Here is a 17,629-nt window from a genome sequence, read left to right on the forward strand (position 1 = left end):
CTAAAAATAGAATGTATCAACACAATATTTTTTGATAGAGAGTTTACAAAAATACTTTTATTCAATGATTTTCTTTTTTTAGATAGAAAGTATTTCCCACTTAACTTCATCATAAAAAGAATTATTATAATTGCATCCATATGAACAAAGGGTGTTATGGATAAGTGTATGTGTGATGATAATGAACACAATATATGAAGGGATGACTGTTAATGAATGAACATAATTACAATTCTAGCTCTGTAGAAATCCTCAATATTAGGACAACAATCCAAGTCTAAACTATTGGTATATGTCTTGCCCAAGATCATAATGAAATCTGCATTTCAGTCTATTGATGTAGATTTTACGAGGTTTTCTACAGAGCCCATATTTAAGAAAACACTTGACCTATTTTATAAAAATAGAGATTCAATTGACATTACTGCAATTGATTCCACTGGATTCACAAGTGGTTATTGTAGTAACTACTATTCCTGGCGAATTAAAAAGTGGAGACGAAGTTATGTAAAGACTAGCATTTCGGTTGATGTTAGTAAATTTGTGATTACTGGTTACAAGGTTTCTGGTAAACCTGTTCATGATGCAAAACATGCAAAGACATTGCTATTGCAATGTCATTGCAATAGGAGATCAAGATATTATGTGACGGATAAAGCCTATGATTCTGAAAACATACACGAATTGACGAGGGAGAAACTTGGATCAATAGCAATCGTTCCACTGAGACAACTTGAACGAAAGCGAATCAAAGGACGATATCGGAAGAAGATGATTCATGAATTCGACAACAAAATTTACTCTATGCGGAATTTGAGTGAAACGATGTTTTCGGTTTTAAAAAGAAAGTATGGGAAAACTTACGTGAGAAAGTACAGAAATCAAGTAAAAGAAGTGAAATTTAAAGTAATATTACACAATCTTGATAATCATCAAGACTATGTTTTTAGTTTGGATGAGGATTTCTACAAAGCCGACTTTTGAAGGCAACTTTGAGTTACCCTATCCTTTTCATAAAGCTAAAATACACCAAAAGTAAATAATTAAATTGGCAGTATAGTCATGCTCATATAAAGTCCCCAGACGCCACTGGCGATCATATCTACTGAAATTGCACCTAGGAACAGACCGAATAGCCTTGTGAGCACCAGCATTCCATTATATCCCATTTTTTTGTGAATTCTTCTGGAAAAGAGAAATGTTACCATGGCTACTGAATATGTTATTACTGCTGCGAGTATGAGGAGCATTTTTTGCTGGACCACTTCAGCAGTTTCTGTAAGAATTATGGCTGTTGTTATGGTAGCAGGACCTGCCAGTATAGGCATTGCAATTGGGAAGATCCAGATATCATCACGTTCATAGGATGCATTTATCTCTTTATCAGTGATGCTTTGTCTTGATATCTTGGCATGCATCATATCAAAAGCTACCGTTAGAAGTAAAAGACCACCGGCAACTTTTAGTGAATCAAGACTTATCCCAAGAACGTCAAGAATAATGGTCCCTGTAAAAATGAAGAACATGGAAATTATAAATGCCAATGTGACAGATTTTTTAGCAATTACGTTCTTTTCACGTAAACTCAGACCATTGGTCAGTGTTATAAATGTAATTACTCCTGTAATCGGGCTTACAATAACAAACAATGTGATAAATGAATTAATGAAATAACTGACATGATCCATCCAGTAGTAAAACGAACATATCAGTTAAAAAGTAGGCGATTGGAATCTCCCCGTGAGATTCTGCGGTCACATTGTGACTGATATTTTCAAAGCATCTAATATAAGGACCAGTTCATTATGCTATATATTGAAAAGTTCTGTTCTTTGGGGTCAGCAATACCCTTAAATTGTTATGTTTAGCAAAAAAGTTACTTAAAGGCAGTGAACAGGGATCGCTTTGCCGACCTCATCGGGCAATCTTCGGGCGACCCTACCCCAATACATTATCCCCATCTCAGGCCGACCTAAAGGATTTACAAGTGCCAAATAAACTTTGAATATTTATGGGCTTTCACACCCAATGGCGTTCTACCTTCTGATTCACTGCCACGCCGTACTATTTATGGTACGGCAATATATAGTATGATTTAAAACTATTAATTGATTTTGATATACAATCTGGTAACAAAAAAGAATTTGAATTTGTCTAAGCAATTTACCTAATACCGATTTCTCACATATAAGTTTAATCATAATAAGTTCCATGTTCATATTACCAACAAAAAAATAAGGCGATGTAATTATTTCTAACAAGACTTGAGATTACTAATATAGCCTTGCAAGCAACTAAAAACAATACTAGCTTTAATAGCGAATCAATTGGTGTTTGTCACACGATAAAAAAAGATGATCGATAAATAAATATCAATCAGTCTGAAAGGTTCGATACCAAATATTCATGCTTTCAATATTGCCAGATATATTGGTATTATTTACAAGTCTTCCACAATATTCATATCCACATTTTGCAAACACAATATTCATTCCATAAGAGCTGGCTCTTGCAATGGTATATGCAGTTTTGATGCCCTTTGCTTTCATTTCATCTTCCATTTTTCCAAGCAAATATGAAGATAAGCCCTTTCCCCGGAATTCAGGCAATGTTGCAAAATCTGTCATTTCCACATTCAAGTGACCGTATTCTATTTCAGAAGAAGAGAGTGCAATAATTTGATCTTCTTTGAAAGCTCCAAAATACACTACATTATCCTCTATTGTTTTTAAGAGGTAATCGGGATCATGTATGGGAAATGGATAGGTTTCAAATGTTTTATTATATAGATCCGCCATTTGTGAAATATCACTTTTATCACATATTCTGATCGAGTATTCAGATGGAACATTGCTCTGCTGATCGTTTCTTTTTGATAGAGCCGTCGTTAGCACATTTTCATGCCGTTCATTCAAACAGTCAATGCTTCTCTTATCATCAAGGAATTTGCTCATGATCACTGCATTTTCTTTCCCATCATAATATTGTGGGATGGCCGCTTCACAAAGATAATTTCTATCACAAAGAAGTTCTTTGAAATATTCCGGAACCTTTGTGAATATCTTTGAATAGCTTTCTTTTTCTGCAAGAGCATCCAGTTTATCCAGAAGTGAATGAATATCTTCTGGATCTAATTTCATGAGGTATATGCGATCATTATACCTCCCATGCTGGATAATGGAGTTGCCGATCTTCTCAATAGTATCCTTCAAGTCCTTCTCTCCATCCTCTCATTATCTTCAGGAACAAGACTTGTGGTGTCATCATAATCCGCAAGCAGTTTGGAAATGCCAATCGCTTTATACTCTGTAGCGTCGTCAAGTTTAAGCTGTAGATCACACTTTTCACAATTTCGATCACAATATATCTGTTTATATGATTCCGGCTCTTTGTAGGAGGTAATAACACCTTCATAATTACGAAGGATCACACGGTTTGTCGACCAGGAGATGATGTAATTTGGCATAACCGGTATTTTACCTCCTCCGTGAGGGGCATCAATAACATAAGTAGGAACTGAAAACCCACTTGTATGGCCAATTAAATTTTCCATTATCTCTATTCCTTTGCCTATGGGCGTCCTGAAATGGGACAGGCCTTCTGAAAGATCACACTGGTACAGATAATATGGACGAACACGATTTTGAACCAGCTTATGAACCAGCTTTTTTATAATTCTCTGGCAATCATTTACACCCGCAAGCAGTACGGTTTGATTTCCAAGAGGGATGCCGGCATCTGCAAGCTTTTTAAGCGCTTGTCTGGATGAAAATGTCATTTCTCTGGGATGATTGAAATGTGTATTTAGCCAGATCGGATGATGCTTTTTCAAAACATCCACAAGTTCATCTGTAATTCGGTATGGAAGTACAACCGGCATCCTGCTGCCAATACGGATCACTTCTACGTGAGGAATGCTATTTATTTCAGTAAGGATCCAATCCAGAAAATCATCAGACAACATTAAAGGATCTCCACCTGAAAGTAATACATCCCTTATTTGTGGAGTGTTCCTAATGTACTCGATACCCTCGAGTATTTTCTCTTTTTCAGGTATATAATCAATGTCCCCAACTTTTCTTTTACGTGTGCAATGGCGGCAATACATAGAACATACATTGCTTATGTGGAAAAGAACTCTATCAGGATATCTGTGAGTTATGCCTTCAACAGGGCTATCTGTATCTTCTGAAAGAGGGTCTTCAAGTTCGTCCGCCGATATAATTAGTTCTTCAGGTGAAGGGAATGATTGTAGGAAAATAGGATCATTTCTGAAATCATCAGAATCTATCAATGATAGGTAGTAAGGTGTGATAGACAATGGGAATTTTTCCAGCGTTTCTTTGAGCTTCTCTTTCTCAGGTGGCTCAAAATTTATTCCAAGCAATCGCTCGAAAGTTTCAATATCCCGAATTGAATGTTTTAATTGCCAATTCCAATCTTTCCACTTATCCAGAAAGTCATCAGAATCGATCATTGTTGCTATTTCTTTTTGTTGCTTACTGTATTTTTCCATTGAAAAACCACGGGTAAAGTTTCGGCTTTAAAATAGTATCTATAATTTACTATCCAAAATTAGCACAAAAAAGCACATGGATTTTGAATCAGATAGATACTTTCAGTCACTTTTCATTGACTGTAGCCTATAAAATAAAAATACACCTACATTATTAGGTCGTGTATTCCATAAAATAAAGATAATATGTCATATACTTGTCCCCATCATACAAGAAAATAAATTTATATCTGATGTGGGATTGCAAATTCAGTACTTCACTAATTTTAGCATAATCCACCAAATCAACATTATTCGGCACATTTATATACGTATGATATGCCCTTTCCATGTTATCACGACTTGAGTTAACACCTGCCCATTGTATTAAATCTGTTTTACCGCCGCTTCTGGACAACATCCCCATTTCAATAAATGGTTCACTCCCTCCTAAAGACATCTTCACTATTATTCTCGGAACGTCCACAGAAAAACTTTCAATCCATCCAATTGGTAAACAATATCATAAGACTCCATGTAAAACATCAATGAGATATCATTTGCATAAGATTGATTTTGATCACCTCATTGAGAACTGAAACAGGTTTACCAGATATCTTGTAACCAGTAATCACAAATTTACTAACATCAACCGAAATGCTAGTCTTTACATAACTTCGTCTCCACTTTTTAATTCGCCAGGAATAGTAGTTACTACAATAACCACTTGTGAATCCAGTGGAATCAATTGCAGTAATGTCAATTTAATCTCTATTTTTGTAAAATAAGTCAAGTGTTCTCTTAAAAATAGTATCCAAAACAACAGAATATGTACGAGTAACAAATTATTGAAGTTTGTTGGAGAACAATCACAGGGGACTTCTTATTATAAAAAGAAGTGGCTTAGTTGAAGTTAGAAAAGAGGATTTATACAGAGCCTGTTTTTTACTTTTAATTAAGATTTATTCAGTATAAAGCATTTATGTAAATTCGATCGAAATATCAATCAAAAATATTCATATTCCCACCATAACAAAGTGTAGACTTCAGAATACAAAATATAGTCACAGAAATATCGGACGTAATGCCAATCCTATTAAAAAGGAAACAAGGTTACAGATGAAAGACAGGAAGAGTGCTTTATTCATACTCACTTTCAACACAAAGCAGTAGATCACAGCTTCCACAAGAACCACTGAAACTTCCCCGATCGCAATCAAATGAGAATATGATCTAATGAACATTGGCAGTACGAACCAGAGGTATGGAAGTGTTGAGAATGAAGAAAAGGTTCCTGCAAATATCAACAAGTAATCAGGAATAGATGACCGATCTGTTTTGAAGCAATAACGAACAGTTGCGAATAAGATCGTTGTCTCCACTATCAAAGTAACGAGTAATGCAAGCAAAAAGTTGTATTCATAGATCATCCTTATCACTTAACGTTAAAAAGGCCTTTAAGAAAACGAATAATGGAATCCAGAATACCTTCATCGTTTGCTTCACCCTCATCCGGAACTGGATATTCATCCTTTGATACGTCTTCTTCTATGGAAGAAATGTTCTCTTCTACAGAAGACACATTTTCTTTTATCGTCAGCCTGATATCCGGCATATCCGGTTCTTCAAATATTTCGGTCCTGTCCGGAATGCCAGCCTTGTACTCTGAAACTTGTCTGGATTTGTAGATGATCAGCCTTTCTTCTGAAAAACCGGCGATCGAGTATTCAATATCTTCTTTCATCAACGGATTTGCTATGTTCACAACATCCCAGTCAGGATTAATCTTAACTTCGTAGGAGCATAAGTTCGAATCTGTTTCCAGATTGATATTCTCAAGTCCTTTGGCTTCCAGATAAGCTTTATCAATGGCATAGATCGTCAGTTCATTGGCTTTATAAAACTTAGTCAAACATTCATCCGGGCTGATGATATACGGATTCTCACACTGGATGACCGGACCGGTTATGTGTCCGACCAGCACAATTTCCGGGAACTCATCCAGATTCACTATTTTAACACATCTGTCCATACCGCGTGTTCCGGGAAATAACACATCTGCACATGCACTTGAGGTAAATGCAGATATAATTAGAAGAATTATTAAAATTTTGAATGAGAATTTCATGAAACCAAGCCTACCATTTTACTTAATTAATTTCCCCTTTTTCAGTCAATGCCACTGAGAAAAATAGTGATCCATCCCATTGCAAGAACAATCGCAATAAGAAGATATTCAATCTTTCTTTTTGATGCAAAATAACCTGCCAGACCGCCAACAATAGAATAAATACCATAATAGAAAATAAGCTCAATAAACTTGATCGGACTGAAAAAATCATATATACTGCCTGACATTATCGCTATCGACATCATGAAACCGAACCATGGAATAATTCCAACCACTATCGAACCAATCTTATCTCTTGTTATCCATCCATAAATGAGGGGGGTAGCAGGTATCATGAACATAACCGGAATTTCAAGGTAAGACCAATATCCACCGGCTATTGTGCGAAATGTTTCATTAGTAAAGAAAATCACCGCGGTAAAAATAATAAGAGCAGAAACAAATAACGATGCAATTAAAGATATCAGCAACTTTTTTGTATTTATTTTATCCTTTAATACCCGGAAAACTGCCACAAGTACAATTACAAAAAAGCTCGAGATAATGAACAATATATTCCCAATGGTACTGTCATTTATCTCGTTGTCATAAATATGATTTTTATCACTTCGATCCGAGTCTTCATGAATATTTTTGAGATTCTTTGATAATAAATTGCCTTCAACTTTATTATTTGCGGAATCTTTAAAATAGATGCCCACAGCACTATTCGAGTTTACAGTATTATCACTTAAGGTATTATTGAAGGAACTTTTGAATTCGAATCCATATCTGTTTGAATTTACAACATTGACGATTAACTCATTGTCATTTGAAGATTCCAGTCTAATGCCACTATCATAGTTCGAACTTGCATTATTATTGATCAAACTATTGTTGTCAGAATAGCCAAGAACTATGCCATTGAACTTGTTCTGTTTCACAGTATTATTATTAAGCACATTATGGTCAGAATCCCCAATACTAATACCATTACGATTCATGTATGCAACATTATTGACCAGCGTATTGTTCTCTGATCGAACAAGAATGACACCCGCATTATTTTTTGTGATAATGTTGTTGCTAATAAAAGCATTTACCACTTCATCGAGATAAATGCCTGATCCCGAATCATATTTAGAGGTACTTGCACCTATTATAGTAAAGCCACTAATGGTCACATTATCCTCGGTCACATGAAGAACATGAGCGTCTGGACCTAAAGTTTGGATAATAGTATCATTCGGATCTCCTGAATATGAAACAAGTGTTATCTCCTTGTAAACATCTACATTTTCGAAATATGTGCCAGGGTACACAATGATAGTATCACCTGTTTTTGAATATTTAACAGCCTCGTCTATCGACATAAATTTGGCAAAACCATCATCATCTACGGTGATATCTTTAGCTGCAATATTTCCAATAGGCATAAGCAAAAATATCACACAACAAAGATGGAACCTCAAGATATGGACCTTATAAACAATGTGTTAATCATAGAACACATCAAACATATAAATAAATTTGGATGTGCATATATAAAATAGAGAGAGATTGGATTAGCAGGGACAGATGGAACAGACAGCAAAAATGGAAGACATTAAAGCAAAATTGATCAAGAATTAAAACTGAAATATGAACAAAATTGTCCTTAAATAATTCTCTCAATACCGTTATAGACATACATATGAGGCGGGCGAACAAAACCCACCAGTGACAGACCTACCGCCCTTGCGAGGTCGATACCTTCATTTATGGGACCTGCCTTGCTGGCGAGTACGGAAACTCCTGCATTAACGGCCTTTGAGACCATTGTGACTGAAAGCCTGCCTGTAGCGACAATTGCACATTTGGACATATCCACACCTGCAAGGGCTGCTTTGCCAACTGCTTTGTCAACAGCTGAAGCCCTGCTCACATCTTCACAGAATGCCAGGATATTGCTGTCGTTATCAGTGATAATGACCGAATGAGTACCGCCGGTGCGTCTCCATGTCTTTGCATCGGTCTTGAGGTGTTCCACTGCATTGAAGAGGACCTTACGGTCAAATCTTATGTCAGAAACATTACCGACCTTTTTCTTGCAGGGTCTAGAGCCAATGGCACAACTGCAAAAATCGAATCTTGAATCAGGATCTATGTTACGTTTGGTCTTTCCGATACGGTCCGTACAGATGTCCGCTTCGCATATCAGACGGTCATCTTTGACCTCGACCGATATGATGTCAATGGCGTGATCGATAAAACCTTCACATATTAAAAAACCCACAGCCAGTTCTTCGAACTCTTGAGGGGTTGCAAAAAAAGAAGCAAGGGGGACGTCATTGAGTGAAAGATGGAATTCTTTCTCAACGATGACATCCACATCTATTTCGTTACTGCTGTCTTCCGTAAGCTCGACACCCTTATAAGAAAGATAAGGAGCGGAAGAATCCCATTCCTCATCACGCCAGAAGTTATTCTGAGCGTTCTTTCTTTCAATGTGCCAATCCAACGGCATGATCAAGCAATTTCCTTTATCTTTGCGAACAACTGCTTGAGTGTGTCTTCATTGCTCTGTGTGAACTCGAATGGAGATGTTGTGAACGGCTTGAAGTACATTGGCACGTTGTCGAGCCTGTAGAATGTACCGTCATTCTCCATTGCATCGATGACACCAGGAAGAACAACATCTGAAGCTGTTGTTGTTGGGCATGGAGCAATATCCAGGCAGGTCATTGGGATCTCTGCAAGATAGGATGCAGCATCTGCAGGAATGTGGTTGACAAGGTCAGCACACATAACGAATGCAGCGTCTACGTCCTTATCCCTCAGCAGATCAACAGTGGTGGTCTCTCCAGGGTTGTACCTTGGATAGCCTCTTGAGAAGTCGATACCAAACGGATATCCGTACAGATATGATGCGACCTGGTTGAAACCTGCCACATTACAGTGACCTCTGAGTGCACCGAGTACGAACTTTGTACCGTGGTTGTTGTTGAGCTCTTTTACAAGGTTGAGACCAAGCTCAACGTTCCTGTGCTTACCCATTGAAGAACCAAGACCAAGACCGACTGAGATGCTACCGAAGTTTGCATTCACCATTACATCGATCATCTCATCCATTGCAGAAATTGGCACACCTGTGATCTCCTCTACAGATGGGTGTGGACGTTTTCCGTTAAGGATGGTCAGCAGTGCGCTCAAAAGCTCATAGTCAGAGTTTGGTTTAAGCTGTATGTGAAGGTCTGATGCTACTGCTGTATCGGTCCTTCTTGGGTCAACAGTGATAACCTTACGGTCGAACCTTCCTCTCTTAGACCAGTATCCTCTTGGGAAGACAGCATACTTAGACATGTGTCTTGGCATGGATGCCAGAGGGTTGGTTCCCCAATAGATGTTCACGTCAGCCCTGTTCTTGACCTGACCTGCTGTTGAGCCTGCACATCCGCTTTCCTGAATACCCATAACAGTAGGACCGTGGCAGATAGTTGCATTAGAATCTGCTACACCGCCAAGATACTCAGCGATATGAAGACCGACTTCCTGTGCTTCGCATGAGGTCTCACTTCCGAGGAAGAAAAGAGGTCTCTTTGCGTTCACAAGCATCTCTGCAGCCTTTGTGAGTGCTTCGTCCCATGCAGCTTTCTCAAGCTTACCATTCTTTTTGACAAGTGGGTCCTTAAGACGGTGTGAACTTACGACTTCCTGGAACTTTGCATTACCCATCTTGCATGCGTTCTTGACAGTGATCTCGTTATCTCCAAGCTCTACCTGGATATCATCACATGAAGCTCCGCATACCGGACACATAATGTTCTTAAAAACCATATCATTTACCTCCCATATAGAGATTAAGGACAACATCCTCTGCACTCAATACATCACCTTCTCCTGCCTCGACAGTCACAGGACTGCCTTTGTAGAGAGGAGAACCTGTTGAGAATGTATATGGATCAATGATCACGTTAGACCAGATCGCTCTTGGCATGAATACATCTCCATCCATCATAACATCTGTACATTTTGTATAAACTATGATGGAATGTTTTTTGTCCTTACTTGTTACTTTTACTTTTTCCGGGCATCCAAGGGATCCAAAATTAGAGGGGGAGAGCCAGCACACTGCGCACTCGAGCCTATATTCCTCTGAATACTTGTTTCCACCTTTTGCAAGTCTGCCCTCATTAATGGTACTTCCTGTGTTAAGTAATACTTCCATTATCACACCTCACAGATCCAGATTTGCAGCCTGATTGACATAGAGCGTGCCCTTTGGCCTCTTTGTGATCGCATTGTCACCGAGGAACTTCATGAACTCACCCGGGCATTCTATATCATCGAACTTAAGGTCGCTTTCGTTTGTCACATATTCAAATCCAGGAGAGAATCTCTCGATAGTTCCATTAACAACCATTGTACCGGCTGTCATTTCAGCAGCAACTGCACGAATAGCATTTCCTTTTACAGCGATAAGACCGCCGTTCTGGCGAATGCCAGTGTAGTGACCGACATTTCCACCAACGATTATCTCCCCACCGCTGATACCGCCACCAAGGTTATTGTTAGCATCACCATCGATAACGATGCGTCCGCCGGACATTCCTATCCACTTACCGCGGTATGCACAACCAACGTGGTCATTTGCATTACCTTCGATGTGGATAAGTCCACCTACCATCTCCATTCCTGCCCATGAATCAGCATCGCCTTTTACAAGGATCTCGCCACCTACCATCTGGGAGCCTACATGCATGCTGACAGATCCTTCAACAGTGATATTTCCAACTGTCATCTTTTCACCGATGCGCTTTACTCTCGCAGAATCGCCTTTGATGACAATAGATGTATCTTCTGCAGAAGCACCAGCATCGCCCTCCACATCAAAGAATGCAGAGATAGGAAACTGTTTTGGGCCCTGCCAAACCAGCAGAGCCTCGATTTCGCTCTTGTTCTTGCCAGCAAATGTATCAGGAGTGATAACATCCGCCTCTATTTTTAAACCAATTTCAGTATTGACTGTAAGAATGACTTCTGCCATGCTCTCACTGCTCCGTGTTTACCTTGATCACTGTTGGATTGACCAGGTACTTCTCAGGTGTTGGATAGTGGTTGAAACCGTGTGAATAATACCTGAACCATTCCTGAACATCCTTAAGCATTTCTTTCTCATTTGCATCAGGAACGCTCGCGTCGGTATAATATGTCCTTTTATCAGGGATCATAGTGATCTCACCATCGTGGCAGACAACCTCTCCGCCTTTGATAGTGTATTCAGCAGTGCTGAATTTGTTGATCAGGTCAGAATATTCCCTGGTATCGATCTTTGTTGGGTCGATGTCGTAAATAGTAACATCACCATCTGCACCGATACCAAAGCTACCCTTCCTGTGTGCCATACCAATGGTCTTTGCCGTGTTAGCACGGGTAAGAATCGCAAGGTCGTAAAGGGACATTTCCCTGTCAACACCACCGAGTGTACTTCTGTCGTTAGCCCATTTGTGACATTCACTGAATGTCTGTTCCCTGAACTTCTCGGACATGAGCCAGCTCATAACGAGTGGATACTTGGTGAACGGTCCGCCATTTGGACTGTCGGTTGTCATGATGGTCTTCCATGGATCGTCGATAAGGAGCAGGCACTCAAGACCCATTGCCCACTGAGTGCTGTGAACAGGGTTGCTCTTAAGATATGTAAATGGACAGACACCTGAACCACATTCAAGCTCAACATCAGTGTTGGACCATTTGCCACCAGTAAGCACTGAGAGATCGTGGATGGAAGGACCATCACCAGTCATACATGTTGCTTCACCGAATGGTACGCAACCACTGTCAATGACAACATGGTCAGCGTTGTTGATATAATCTGCAAGAGGCTTGACACCAGATTCGAAATCACGCCAGGATGTGCCGGCAAATGCATTGAACATCATGTGTGTGAGGTACACTGACTGATCTCTGCTTGCATCGATCTTTGTCTCAGCCCAGTTAACACTCATGTTCTGCTTTGCCTTTGTTTTGCTGGAAATACCAAGAGATTCCTTTGTTGTCCTGTAGTTTCCCGGATGACCAAGATTGTTTGCGTGAAGGTGCATTGACATTGGCATACCAAGCATTTCGTTTACTTCGGTCAGCCCATCGATGATCTCCCTGGAAGATATCTCGAAGTGTATATTTTGCTCATCAAGGGAAGAAACATTCTTTCCCCAGCCCCAGTTCTCAACTCCACCAGGATTGACACACTTGATACCGTATGTCTTATGAGTTCTCATCATCCATGCAACATATGCTGCTGCCCTGTCCATGTCGCCTTCCTTCAAGTAGCGCATCATGAACCAGTTGTTACCGAGAACAAGGTAGCCACCCATATCGAGCATTGGGATGGAGCGCATCTCTTCGTGTGTATGACGTGCTTCCATTGGAGGAACAGCTGCCTCAAAAGCAGTAGTATATCCCAGCTTGGAGTATTCGTAACCTTCCATGTAGACGGATGGTACGGTCTCCCCTGAACCTGAGTGAGCGATAGCTGTTTTTGTCCTTGTTGTCTTGTAACCATCCTCAGGACGCATCATCCTACCGGTATTGACCTTAGCACCGGCAATATGTGAGTGAGAATCTACACCACCAGGCATAACTGTCTTGCCTGTTGCATCAATTACCTTAACATCTTTCAGATCAGCTGCGGAAAGTTCGGAAACTACCACGCCGTCCTTGATGAAGATGTCCTGCTGTTCACCGTTCACTTCATTGAGCGGGTCATAAACATATCCGTTCTTAATTACAATAGTTCCAGCCATTATTCAACCTCCCTCTTCTCAAGCCAAATTGCAGAAACCGGGCAGATAAGAGCACATGCACCACAGGAGCCACATGCTTCCTGATCAACTACTTTGACAGTACCGTTCCTTACCTCAAGCAGTGGTTTCTCATCAAGATCATTCAGTGAACCTGCTGCAAGATCCTTTGAGGATTTTGCATTGACAGGACACATGATCACACAATTTCCACAGCCAAGACATGCATCTTCATCTGTCACCAGGACAGAGGTCAATACAGGAGTTGCTGATGGCTTGTTGAGAAGTTTCTTCTCAAATACAGCTTTCTTGTTCATGTCAGGAACGATCGCTGTCTTCTGGACATCGATAGCATTGACAGGACAGGAAACAGCACATGCACCACAGTAGATACATGCATCAGGACGCTGAGCGACCTTGTCAACTCTTTCTCCTGGAGCCCATTCCGGATTGAACAGTGCATTGCATGGACATACATCCACACAGGTACGGCATGCCTGACAGACATCCTCTGCACGTTCCCAGGTACCCTCGAAAGGTTTCTGCACAGTTATAGCATTAGTTGGACATACCTCGCTACACCATCCACAGTGTACGCAGGTTTCCTGATCGATGATGGTTTCACCATCTATGCGTGCACTGCCATCGTTTGCAAGCCACTGCCTGGTCTCGATAGCACCCTGCGGACAGATCTGCTCACATACACCACAGTGTACACAATTATCGTTCACCGTTGTTGGTGCGAGCGAGCTGCACAGGAAGTTCTCATCGCATACAGGCTTTCCATCTTCTCTCATCTCAAGGGCACCTGTTGGACAGACCTTAGTACACATTCCACATGTGATACATGTATCTCTAATATCCAGGTACTCCTTATTGATGAGTCCCCTGGCAACAGGTCCTACTGAACCTATGATCAATGTGTCCTTAGGACAGACCATCGTACAGGTTCCGCAACCAATGCACTTTTCTGGTAAATACACCACTTGCTTGTTATCTTTTGTCTGAACTACTATTTCGTTCATCTCATCTACTCCGTAATTACTGCTCATGCCTGCATGCTTCACAAAGCGCTTCGCCTTCATATTGAATGAAGCTCTCTCCACATTTTTCGCACAGCCTTACTTGCTTGCTTTTCTTGACAGGAACTTCGATCGCTGTAAAAGTGTAAGAATAAATTTTCTCGCCTGCTTCGAGTAAAATAGGCAGGATCTCTTCATGACGTACTTTTTCAAGGTTCATGAACCACGCATGCAATCTGGGATAAGCCTCGGTCTTTTCCGCATCAAGATATATCCTGACTGCGGGCATGATCATTTCACCCGGTGCACCACGTTTGTTCACGGTAACAGCCATCTTGCCGTAGTCCTTGATCTTCATTCCCTTATTCCCGATGGTAGCACCCTCGAGTATCTGGAATGGATCAGGGACACAATTTGATGTCTCCGCTGTAACATAGATGCGTTCTCCTTCCTTAACATCAAGTAATCTCTTCGCCATCGTGAGCATCTGTAATCCTATCATTGCTCCCGAGCTCAAGTACCCGTGAAAAGGAATTATCTTCTCTATCTGCAAAAATAGCTCTGGATCTTGCTCTTTTATCCTGTTGATAATAGTATCCATATCATCCATATGAAGACCTCTTAATTTATGAAATAACACATCGAATCAGCCAGATCCTTATAGGCTCTGCCTGATAGCATAGCCTCTAATGTTAAGGAACATACTGGTGAAAATTATATATAGTTTATCGTTGCCGGTCGAATATCAGCAGGAAGCTTAAATAGCCAATTGAATTCTTTTTTGCATAGGAACAGATAAAACGGAAAATAGAAAAAGTAAGGCCATATTCTAAGAATAAACTATCGACAGCCCTTCACCTCATCAAATTCATTCCACCAGCTCAGCAACCCTTTCGAGCAATTGTCTGGCAGTACCATCATCCGGCGCATGTCTCACAGTGATCTTGCCACTCCCATAGATAAGCACCATCATAGCACCTGAAGTAAAACGGATCGCACCAAGCTCTTCAGAACACCTGAGAAACTTGATGGTAACGCCTTCTTCGACAGATAAAGCTTCACATGCCTTTGGGATATCTATCTCATTTTCAAGCTGCGCCTCTACATGAAAAATAGAAGGCTTGCTTGTACAAGGAGCAATAGAACGAATTTCCATATTTATCAGAACCTGATCAAATGTAAATATAAAAAGGAGATAGAAGAATATCAGGAGATGAAATCAACCGTGACACTCTCAACATCCCACAATGATTCCAGCTTATCGACAATATCTTCCTTTATGGCAACTGCAAACTGATGTGTCGAAGGTATATCAAGCACTATACGAACAGTACCTTCCTCGACCACCACCTTTAGCACAAGTTCGGTCCTGATGATATCAAGACCTGCCATCGGGTTCATCACATGCTTCAAACGCTTACTGACAACCTCTACCGTAGTGGCCTCATTCTCCACGACCATGCCATGCTTCTCTTCATAATCACGAATAGCAGACCGAAGCCCCTCGACCGCAAGCACGGAACAATGCGCCTTGACAGGTGGAAGTCCACCAAGAGCATTAGCTGCTTCCTTCCACGTGATCTTCTTGGCCTCTTCAAGCGTCTTGCCCTTTGCCATCTCAGTAATCATAGATGCTGTTGCGATATTGGATGCACAGCCATAGGACTCGAAAGAAATATCCTCGATAACCAGAGTATCAGGATTAACTTTCAGATAAACGGCAACCATATCACCACATGCAGGACTGCCTTCAAGACCCTTGCCGTCAGGATCCTCCATCTTTCCAACATTCTGTGGATTTCTGAAATGCTCAAGTACCTCTTTTGTGTATGGGAAAGTCATAGAAACACCTCTCTTGTTTTTCTCACCATAATTTCAATTATCTTCTGACAGAGGGCTGATAGCCCGCAGATTCGTGACAACATCCTTCAATGCATCAATAATAGCATCTGCATCCTCAATAGTATTAAAGCGCCCGAAACTGAAACGCAGTGACCCATGTGCCCTCTCATGATTGCCACCGATACCTAGTATCACATGGCTTGCTTCAAGAGAACGACTAAAACATGCAGAGCCTGTACTTACTGCAAAGCCCAGCATATCAAGATGCAATGTAATGGATTCACCCTCGACATAATGGAATGTCATATTAGCATTTTGTGGCAACCTGCTGGTAGCACTTCCATTTAGCGTAACATGAGAAATATCAGACATCGCTCTTTCGATAACGCGATCCCTCATAGCTGCAAGGCGTTCATTCTCCTCAGGGGTCACAAGTTCCACAGCTTTTGCAAATCCTACCGCAGACGGGATGTTCTCCACACCAGCACGCCTATCGGATTCCTGGAATCCTCCATCCATCCATTTGTCGATCGGAGTTCCTTCACGTATATACAGTGCACCAATACCTCTGGGACCATGTATAGTATGTGCTGACATTGTTACAAGGTCCACCGGAAGTTTGCTCACATCCAGAGGAACTCGTGTAAAACTATGAGTGGCATCAGTATGCAACAGAACATCCTTATCCTCACAGATATCAGAGATGGCTTTAAGGTCCTGCAAAGTGCCTATCTCCTGATTTGCCTGCTGAATGGATACCAGTGCTGTTTGCGAAGTGATAGTATCGGTGAACATATCAATATCGAGGACACCTTCTCCATCGACATTTATAAAGTCTACCTTATAGCCCTGCTTATCGAGTTTCTTTGCTGTGTTCAGCACAGAGAAATCTTCCAGACGGGATACGATCAAATGGTCGTCCTTCTTTCCTTTCAGAGCTGAAAGCACTCCTTTTATTGCCATATTGCTCGATTCAGTGCTTCCTGAAGTGAATACGATCTCGCCAGCTTGCGCACCAAGTCTTGATGCAATGACCTTGCGTGACCTTTCAAGACCTTCCTTGGCATCAATGCCCATGGAATAACCGAATTCAGACGTAGCAACTGCATAAGCATCAAAGAAATACGGTTTCATCGCTTCAAGTACTTCTTCATCAAGTCTTGTACTTGCAGCGTTATCAAGATAGATTGTCTCATTGAACATCTGGCAATACACCCCTTAAATTAAATGGAATAAGATATTGAACCGATCTGCCAAGATAAATGTAATGATAAAGGCAATTTAAGACAGATATCGGTGAACATACAAAGTTATATCGGCAACTGTATAAATCGTTAACTATCTGCCGTGATTCAAAAAGATGAACAGGCAGATAAAC

General features: G+C 40.7%; 16 protein-coding genes and 3 pseudogenes. 2 read left to right on the forward strand and 17 right to left on the reverse strand.

Going from position 1 to position 17,629, the window contains the following annotated elements; translation table 11 throughout:
- Positions 1-369 precede the first annotated feature (369 nt).
- Positions 370-973 (forward strand): annotated as a pseudogene (locus MBUR_RS01375) (IS5 family transposase); the annotation flags it as partial.
- Positions 974-1,043: 70 nt separating this feature from the next.
- On the opposite strand, the gene MBUR_RS01380 reads toward MBUR_RS01375, so the two are convergent.
- The 3 genes from MBUR_RS01380 to ablA all read right to left on the reverse strand — a co-directional run bounded on the left by MBUR_RS01380 (position 1,044) and on the right by ablA (position 4,516).
- Positions 1,044-1,688, reverse strand: coding sequence for a MarC family protein (locus MBUR_RS01380; protein WP_011498439.1), 645 nt, complete (start codon positions 1,686-1,688; stop codon positions 1,044-1,046).
- A gap of 684 nt (positions 1,689-2,372) precedes the next feature.
- On the reverse strand, positions 2,373-3,212 hold the full coding sequence (gene ablB / locus MBUR_RS14055; protein WP_011498440.1) for a putative beta-lysine N-acetyltransferase: 840 nt from the start codon (positions 3,210-3,212) through the stop codon (positions 2,373-2,375).
- Complete coding sequence (gene ablA, locus MBUR_RS14060) at positions 3,209-4,516, reverse strand: lysine 2,3-aminomutase (RefSeq protein ID WP_011498441.1); 1,308 nt, start codon at positions 4,514-4,516, stop codon at positions 3,209-3,211. The genes ablB and ablA overlap by 4 nt, the downstream gene beginning before the upstream one ends.
- Before the next feature lie 329 nt (positions 4,517-4,845).
- On the opposite strand from ablA, the pseudogene MBUR_RS13690 reads away from it, so the two are divergent.
- A pseudogene (locus tag MBUR_RS13690) lies at positions 4,846-5,091 on the forward strand (ISH3 family transposase); the annotation flags it as partial.
- Positions 5,092-5,094: 3 nt separating this feature from the next.
- Here MBUR_RS13690 and MBUR_RS13695 read toward each other — a convergent pair.
- From MBUR_RS13695 to MBUR_RS01460, 14 genes and pseudogenes are all read right to left on the reverse strand, one after another.
- Positions 5,095-5,340: pseudogene (locus tag MBUR_RS13695) on the reverse strand (IS5/IS1182 family transposase); the annotation flags it as partial.
- A 219-nt stretch (positions 5,341-5,559) separates the two neighbouring features.
- On the reverse strand, positions 5,560-5,925 hold the full coding sequence (locus tag MBUR_RS01400) for a hypothetical protein (RefSeq protein WP_048063133.1): 366 nt from the start codon (positions 5,923-5,925) through the stop codon (positions 5,560-5,562).
- A gap of 5 nt (positions 5,926-5,930) precedes the next feature.
- A complete protein-coding gene (locus tag MBUR_RS01405; RefSeq protein ID WP_232221927.1) occupies positions 5,931-6,527 on the reverse strand; it encodes a hypothetical protein in 597 nt (198 codons plus the stop codon).
- A 137-nt stretch (positions 6,528-6,664) separates the two neighbouring features.
- Entirely contained in the window at positions 6,665-8,041 is a 1,377-nt protein-coding gene (locus MBUR_RS01410) for a NosD domain-containing protein (protein WP_011498445.1), read from the reverse strand.
- A gap of 221 nt (positions 8,042-8,262) precedes the next feature.
- Positions 8,263-9,111, reverse strand: coding sequence for a formate dehydrogenase accessory sulfurtransferase FdhD (fdhD, locus tag MBUR_RS01415; RefSeq protein WP_011498446.1), 849 nt, complete (start codon positions 9,109-9,111; stop codon positions 8,263-8,265).
- Between the two features lie 2 nt (positions 9,112-9,113).
- Positions 9,114-10,421 (reverse strand): formylmethanofuran dehydrogenase subunit B, encoded by a 1,308-nt coding sequence (locus MBUR_RS01420; protein WP_011498447.1) that lies wholly within the window; start codon positions 10,419-10,421, stop codon positions 9,114-9,116.
- 1 nt (position 10,422) lies between these two features.
- Positions 10,423-10,812 (reverse strand): molybdopterin dinucleotide binding domain-containing protein, encoded by a 390-nt coding sequence (locus MBUR_RS14065; RefSeq protein WP_011498448.1) that lies wholly within the window; start codon positions 10,810-10,812, stop codon positions 10,423-10,425.
- A 9-nt stretch (positions 10,813-10,821) separates the two neighbouring features.
- Positions 10,822-11,631 carry a formylmethanofuran dehydrogenase subunit C gene (locus MBUR_RS01430; protein ID WP_011498449.1) on the reverse strand — a complete coding sequence of 270 codons (810 nt, stop codon included), beginning with the start codon at positions 11,629-11,631 and terminating at the stop codon, positions 10,822-10,824.
- A 4-nt stretch (positions 11,632-11,635) separates the two neighbouring features.
- Positions 11,636-13,390, reverse strand: a complete 1,755-nt coding sequence (locus tag MBUR_RS01435; RefSeq protein ID WP_011498450.1) for a formylmethanofuran dehydrogenase subunit A — start codon at positions 13,388-13,390, stop codon at positions 11,636-11,638.
- Positions 13,390-14,412: a 4Fe-4S binding protein gene (locus MBUR_RS01440; RefSeq protein ID WP_011498451.1), complete on the reverse strand. Its 1,023-nt coding sequence runs from the start codon at positions 14,410-14,412 to the stop codon at positions 13,390-13,392. Before MBUR_RS01440 ends, MBUR_RS01435 begins: the two co-directional genes overlap by 1 nt.
- A 16-nt stretch (positions 14,413-14,428) precedes the next feature.
- Positions 14,429-15,019, reverse strand: coding sequence for an FmdE family protein (locus MBUR_RS01445; protein WP_011498452.1), 591 nt, complete (start codon positions 15,017-15,019; stop codon positions 14,429-14,431).
- Between the two features lie 258 nt (positions 15,020-15,277).
- A complete protein-coding gene (locus tag MBUR_RS01450) occupies positions 15,278-15,565 on the reverse strand; it encodes a hypothetical protein (protein ID WP_011498453.1) in 288 nt (95 codons plus the stop codon).
- A gap of 50 nt (positions 15,566-15,615) precedes the next feature.
- Positions 15,616-16,251, reverse strand: a complete 636-nt coding sequence (locus MBUR_RS01455; RefSeq protein ID WP_011498454.1) for an iron-sulfur cluster assembly scaffold protein — start codon at positions 16,249-16,251, stop codon at positions 15,616-15,618.
- A 33-nt stretch (positions 16,252-16,284) separates the two neighbouring features.
- Positions 16,285-17,454, reverse strand: coding sequence for a cysteine desulfurase family protein (locus MBUR_RS01460; RefSeq protein WP_011498455.1), 1,170 nt, complete (start codon positions 17,452-17,454; stop codon positions 16,285-16,287).
- Positions 17,455-17,629: the final 175 nt, after the last annotated feature.

The sequence above is a fragment of the Methanococcoides burtonii DSM 6242 genome, from assembly GCF_000013725.1.
Lineage (GTDB): Archaea > Halobacteriota > Methanosarcinia > Methanosarcinales > Methanosarcinaceae > Methanococcoides > Methanococcoides burtonii.

Coding starts and splice junctions, on each gene's coding strand:
- fdhD (WP_011498446.1), bottom strand. CDS start 9,111: ATGCCGTTGGATTGGCACATTGAAAGAAAGAACGCTCAGAATAACTTC.
- MBUR_RS01420 (WP_011498447.1), bottom strand. CDS start 10,421: ATGGTTTTTAAGAACATTATGTGTCCGGTATGCGGAGCTTCATGTGAT.
- MBUR_RS14065 (WP_011498448.1), bottom strand. CDS start 10,812: ATGGAAGTATTACTTAACACAGGAAGTACCATTAATGAGGGCAGACTT.
- MBUR_RS01455 (WP_011498454.1), bottom strand. CDS start 16,251: ATGACTTTCCCATACACAAAAGAGGTACTTGAGCATTTCAGAAATCCA.
- MBUR_RS01435 (WP_011498450.1), bottom strand. CDS start 13,390: ATGGCTGGAACTATTGTAATTAAGAACGGATATGTTTATGACCCGCTC.
- MBUR_RS01430 (WP_011498449.1), bottom strand. CDS start 11,631: ATGGCAGAAGTCATTCTTACAGTCAATACTGAAATTGGTTTAAAAATA.
- ablA (WP_011498441.1), bottom strand. CDS start 4,516: ATGGAAAAATACAGTAAGCAACAAAAAGAAATAGCAACAATGATCGAT.
- MBUR_RS01405 (WP_232221927.1), bottom strand. CDS start 6,527: ATGGACAGATGTGTTAAAATAGTGAATCTGGATGAGTTCCCGGAAATT.
- MBUR_RS01410 (WP_011498445.1), bottom strand. CDS start 8,041: ATGCCTATTGGAAATATTGCAGCTAAAGATATCACCGTAGATGATGAT.
- MBUR_RS01400 (WP_048063133.1), bottom strand. CDS start 5,925: ATGATCTATGAATACAACTTTTTGCTTGCATTACTCGTTACTTTGATA.
- MBUR_RS01380 (WP_011498439.1), bottom strand. CDS start 1,688: ATGGATCATGTCAGTTATTTCATTAATTCATTTATCACATTGTTTGTT.
- MBUR_RS01450 (WP_011498453.1), bottom strand. CDS start 15,565: ATGGAAATTCGTTCTATTGCTCCTTGTACAAGCAAGCCTTCTATTTTT.
- MBUR_RS01460 (WP_011498455.1), bottom strand. CDS start 17,454: ATGTTCAATGAGACAATCTATCTTGATAACGCTGCAAGTACAAGACTT.
- MBUR_RS01440 (WP_011498451.1), bottom strand. CDS start 14,412: ATGAACGAAATAGTAGTTCAGACAAAAGATAACAAGCAAGTGGTGTAT.
- MBUR_RS01445 (WP_011498452.1), bottom strand. CDS start 15,019: ATGGATGATATGGATACTATTATCAACAGGATAAAAGAGCAAGATCCA.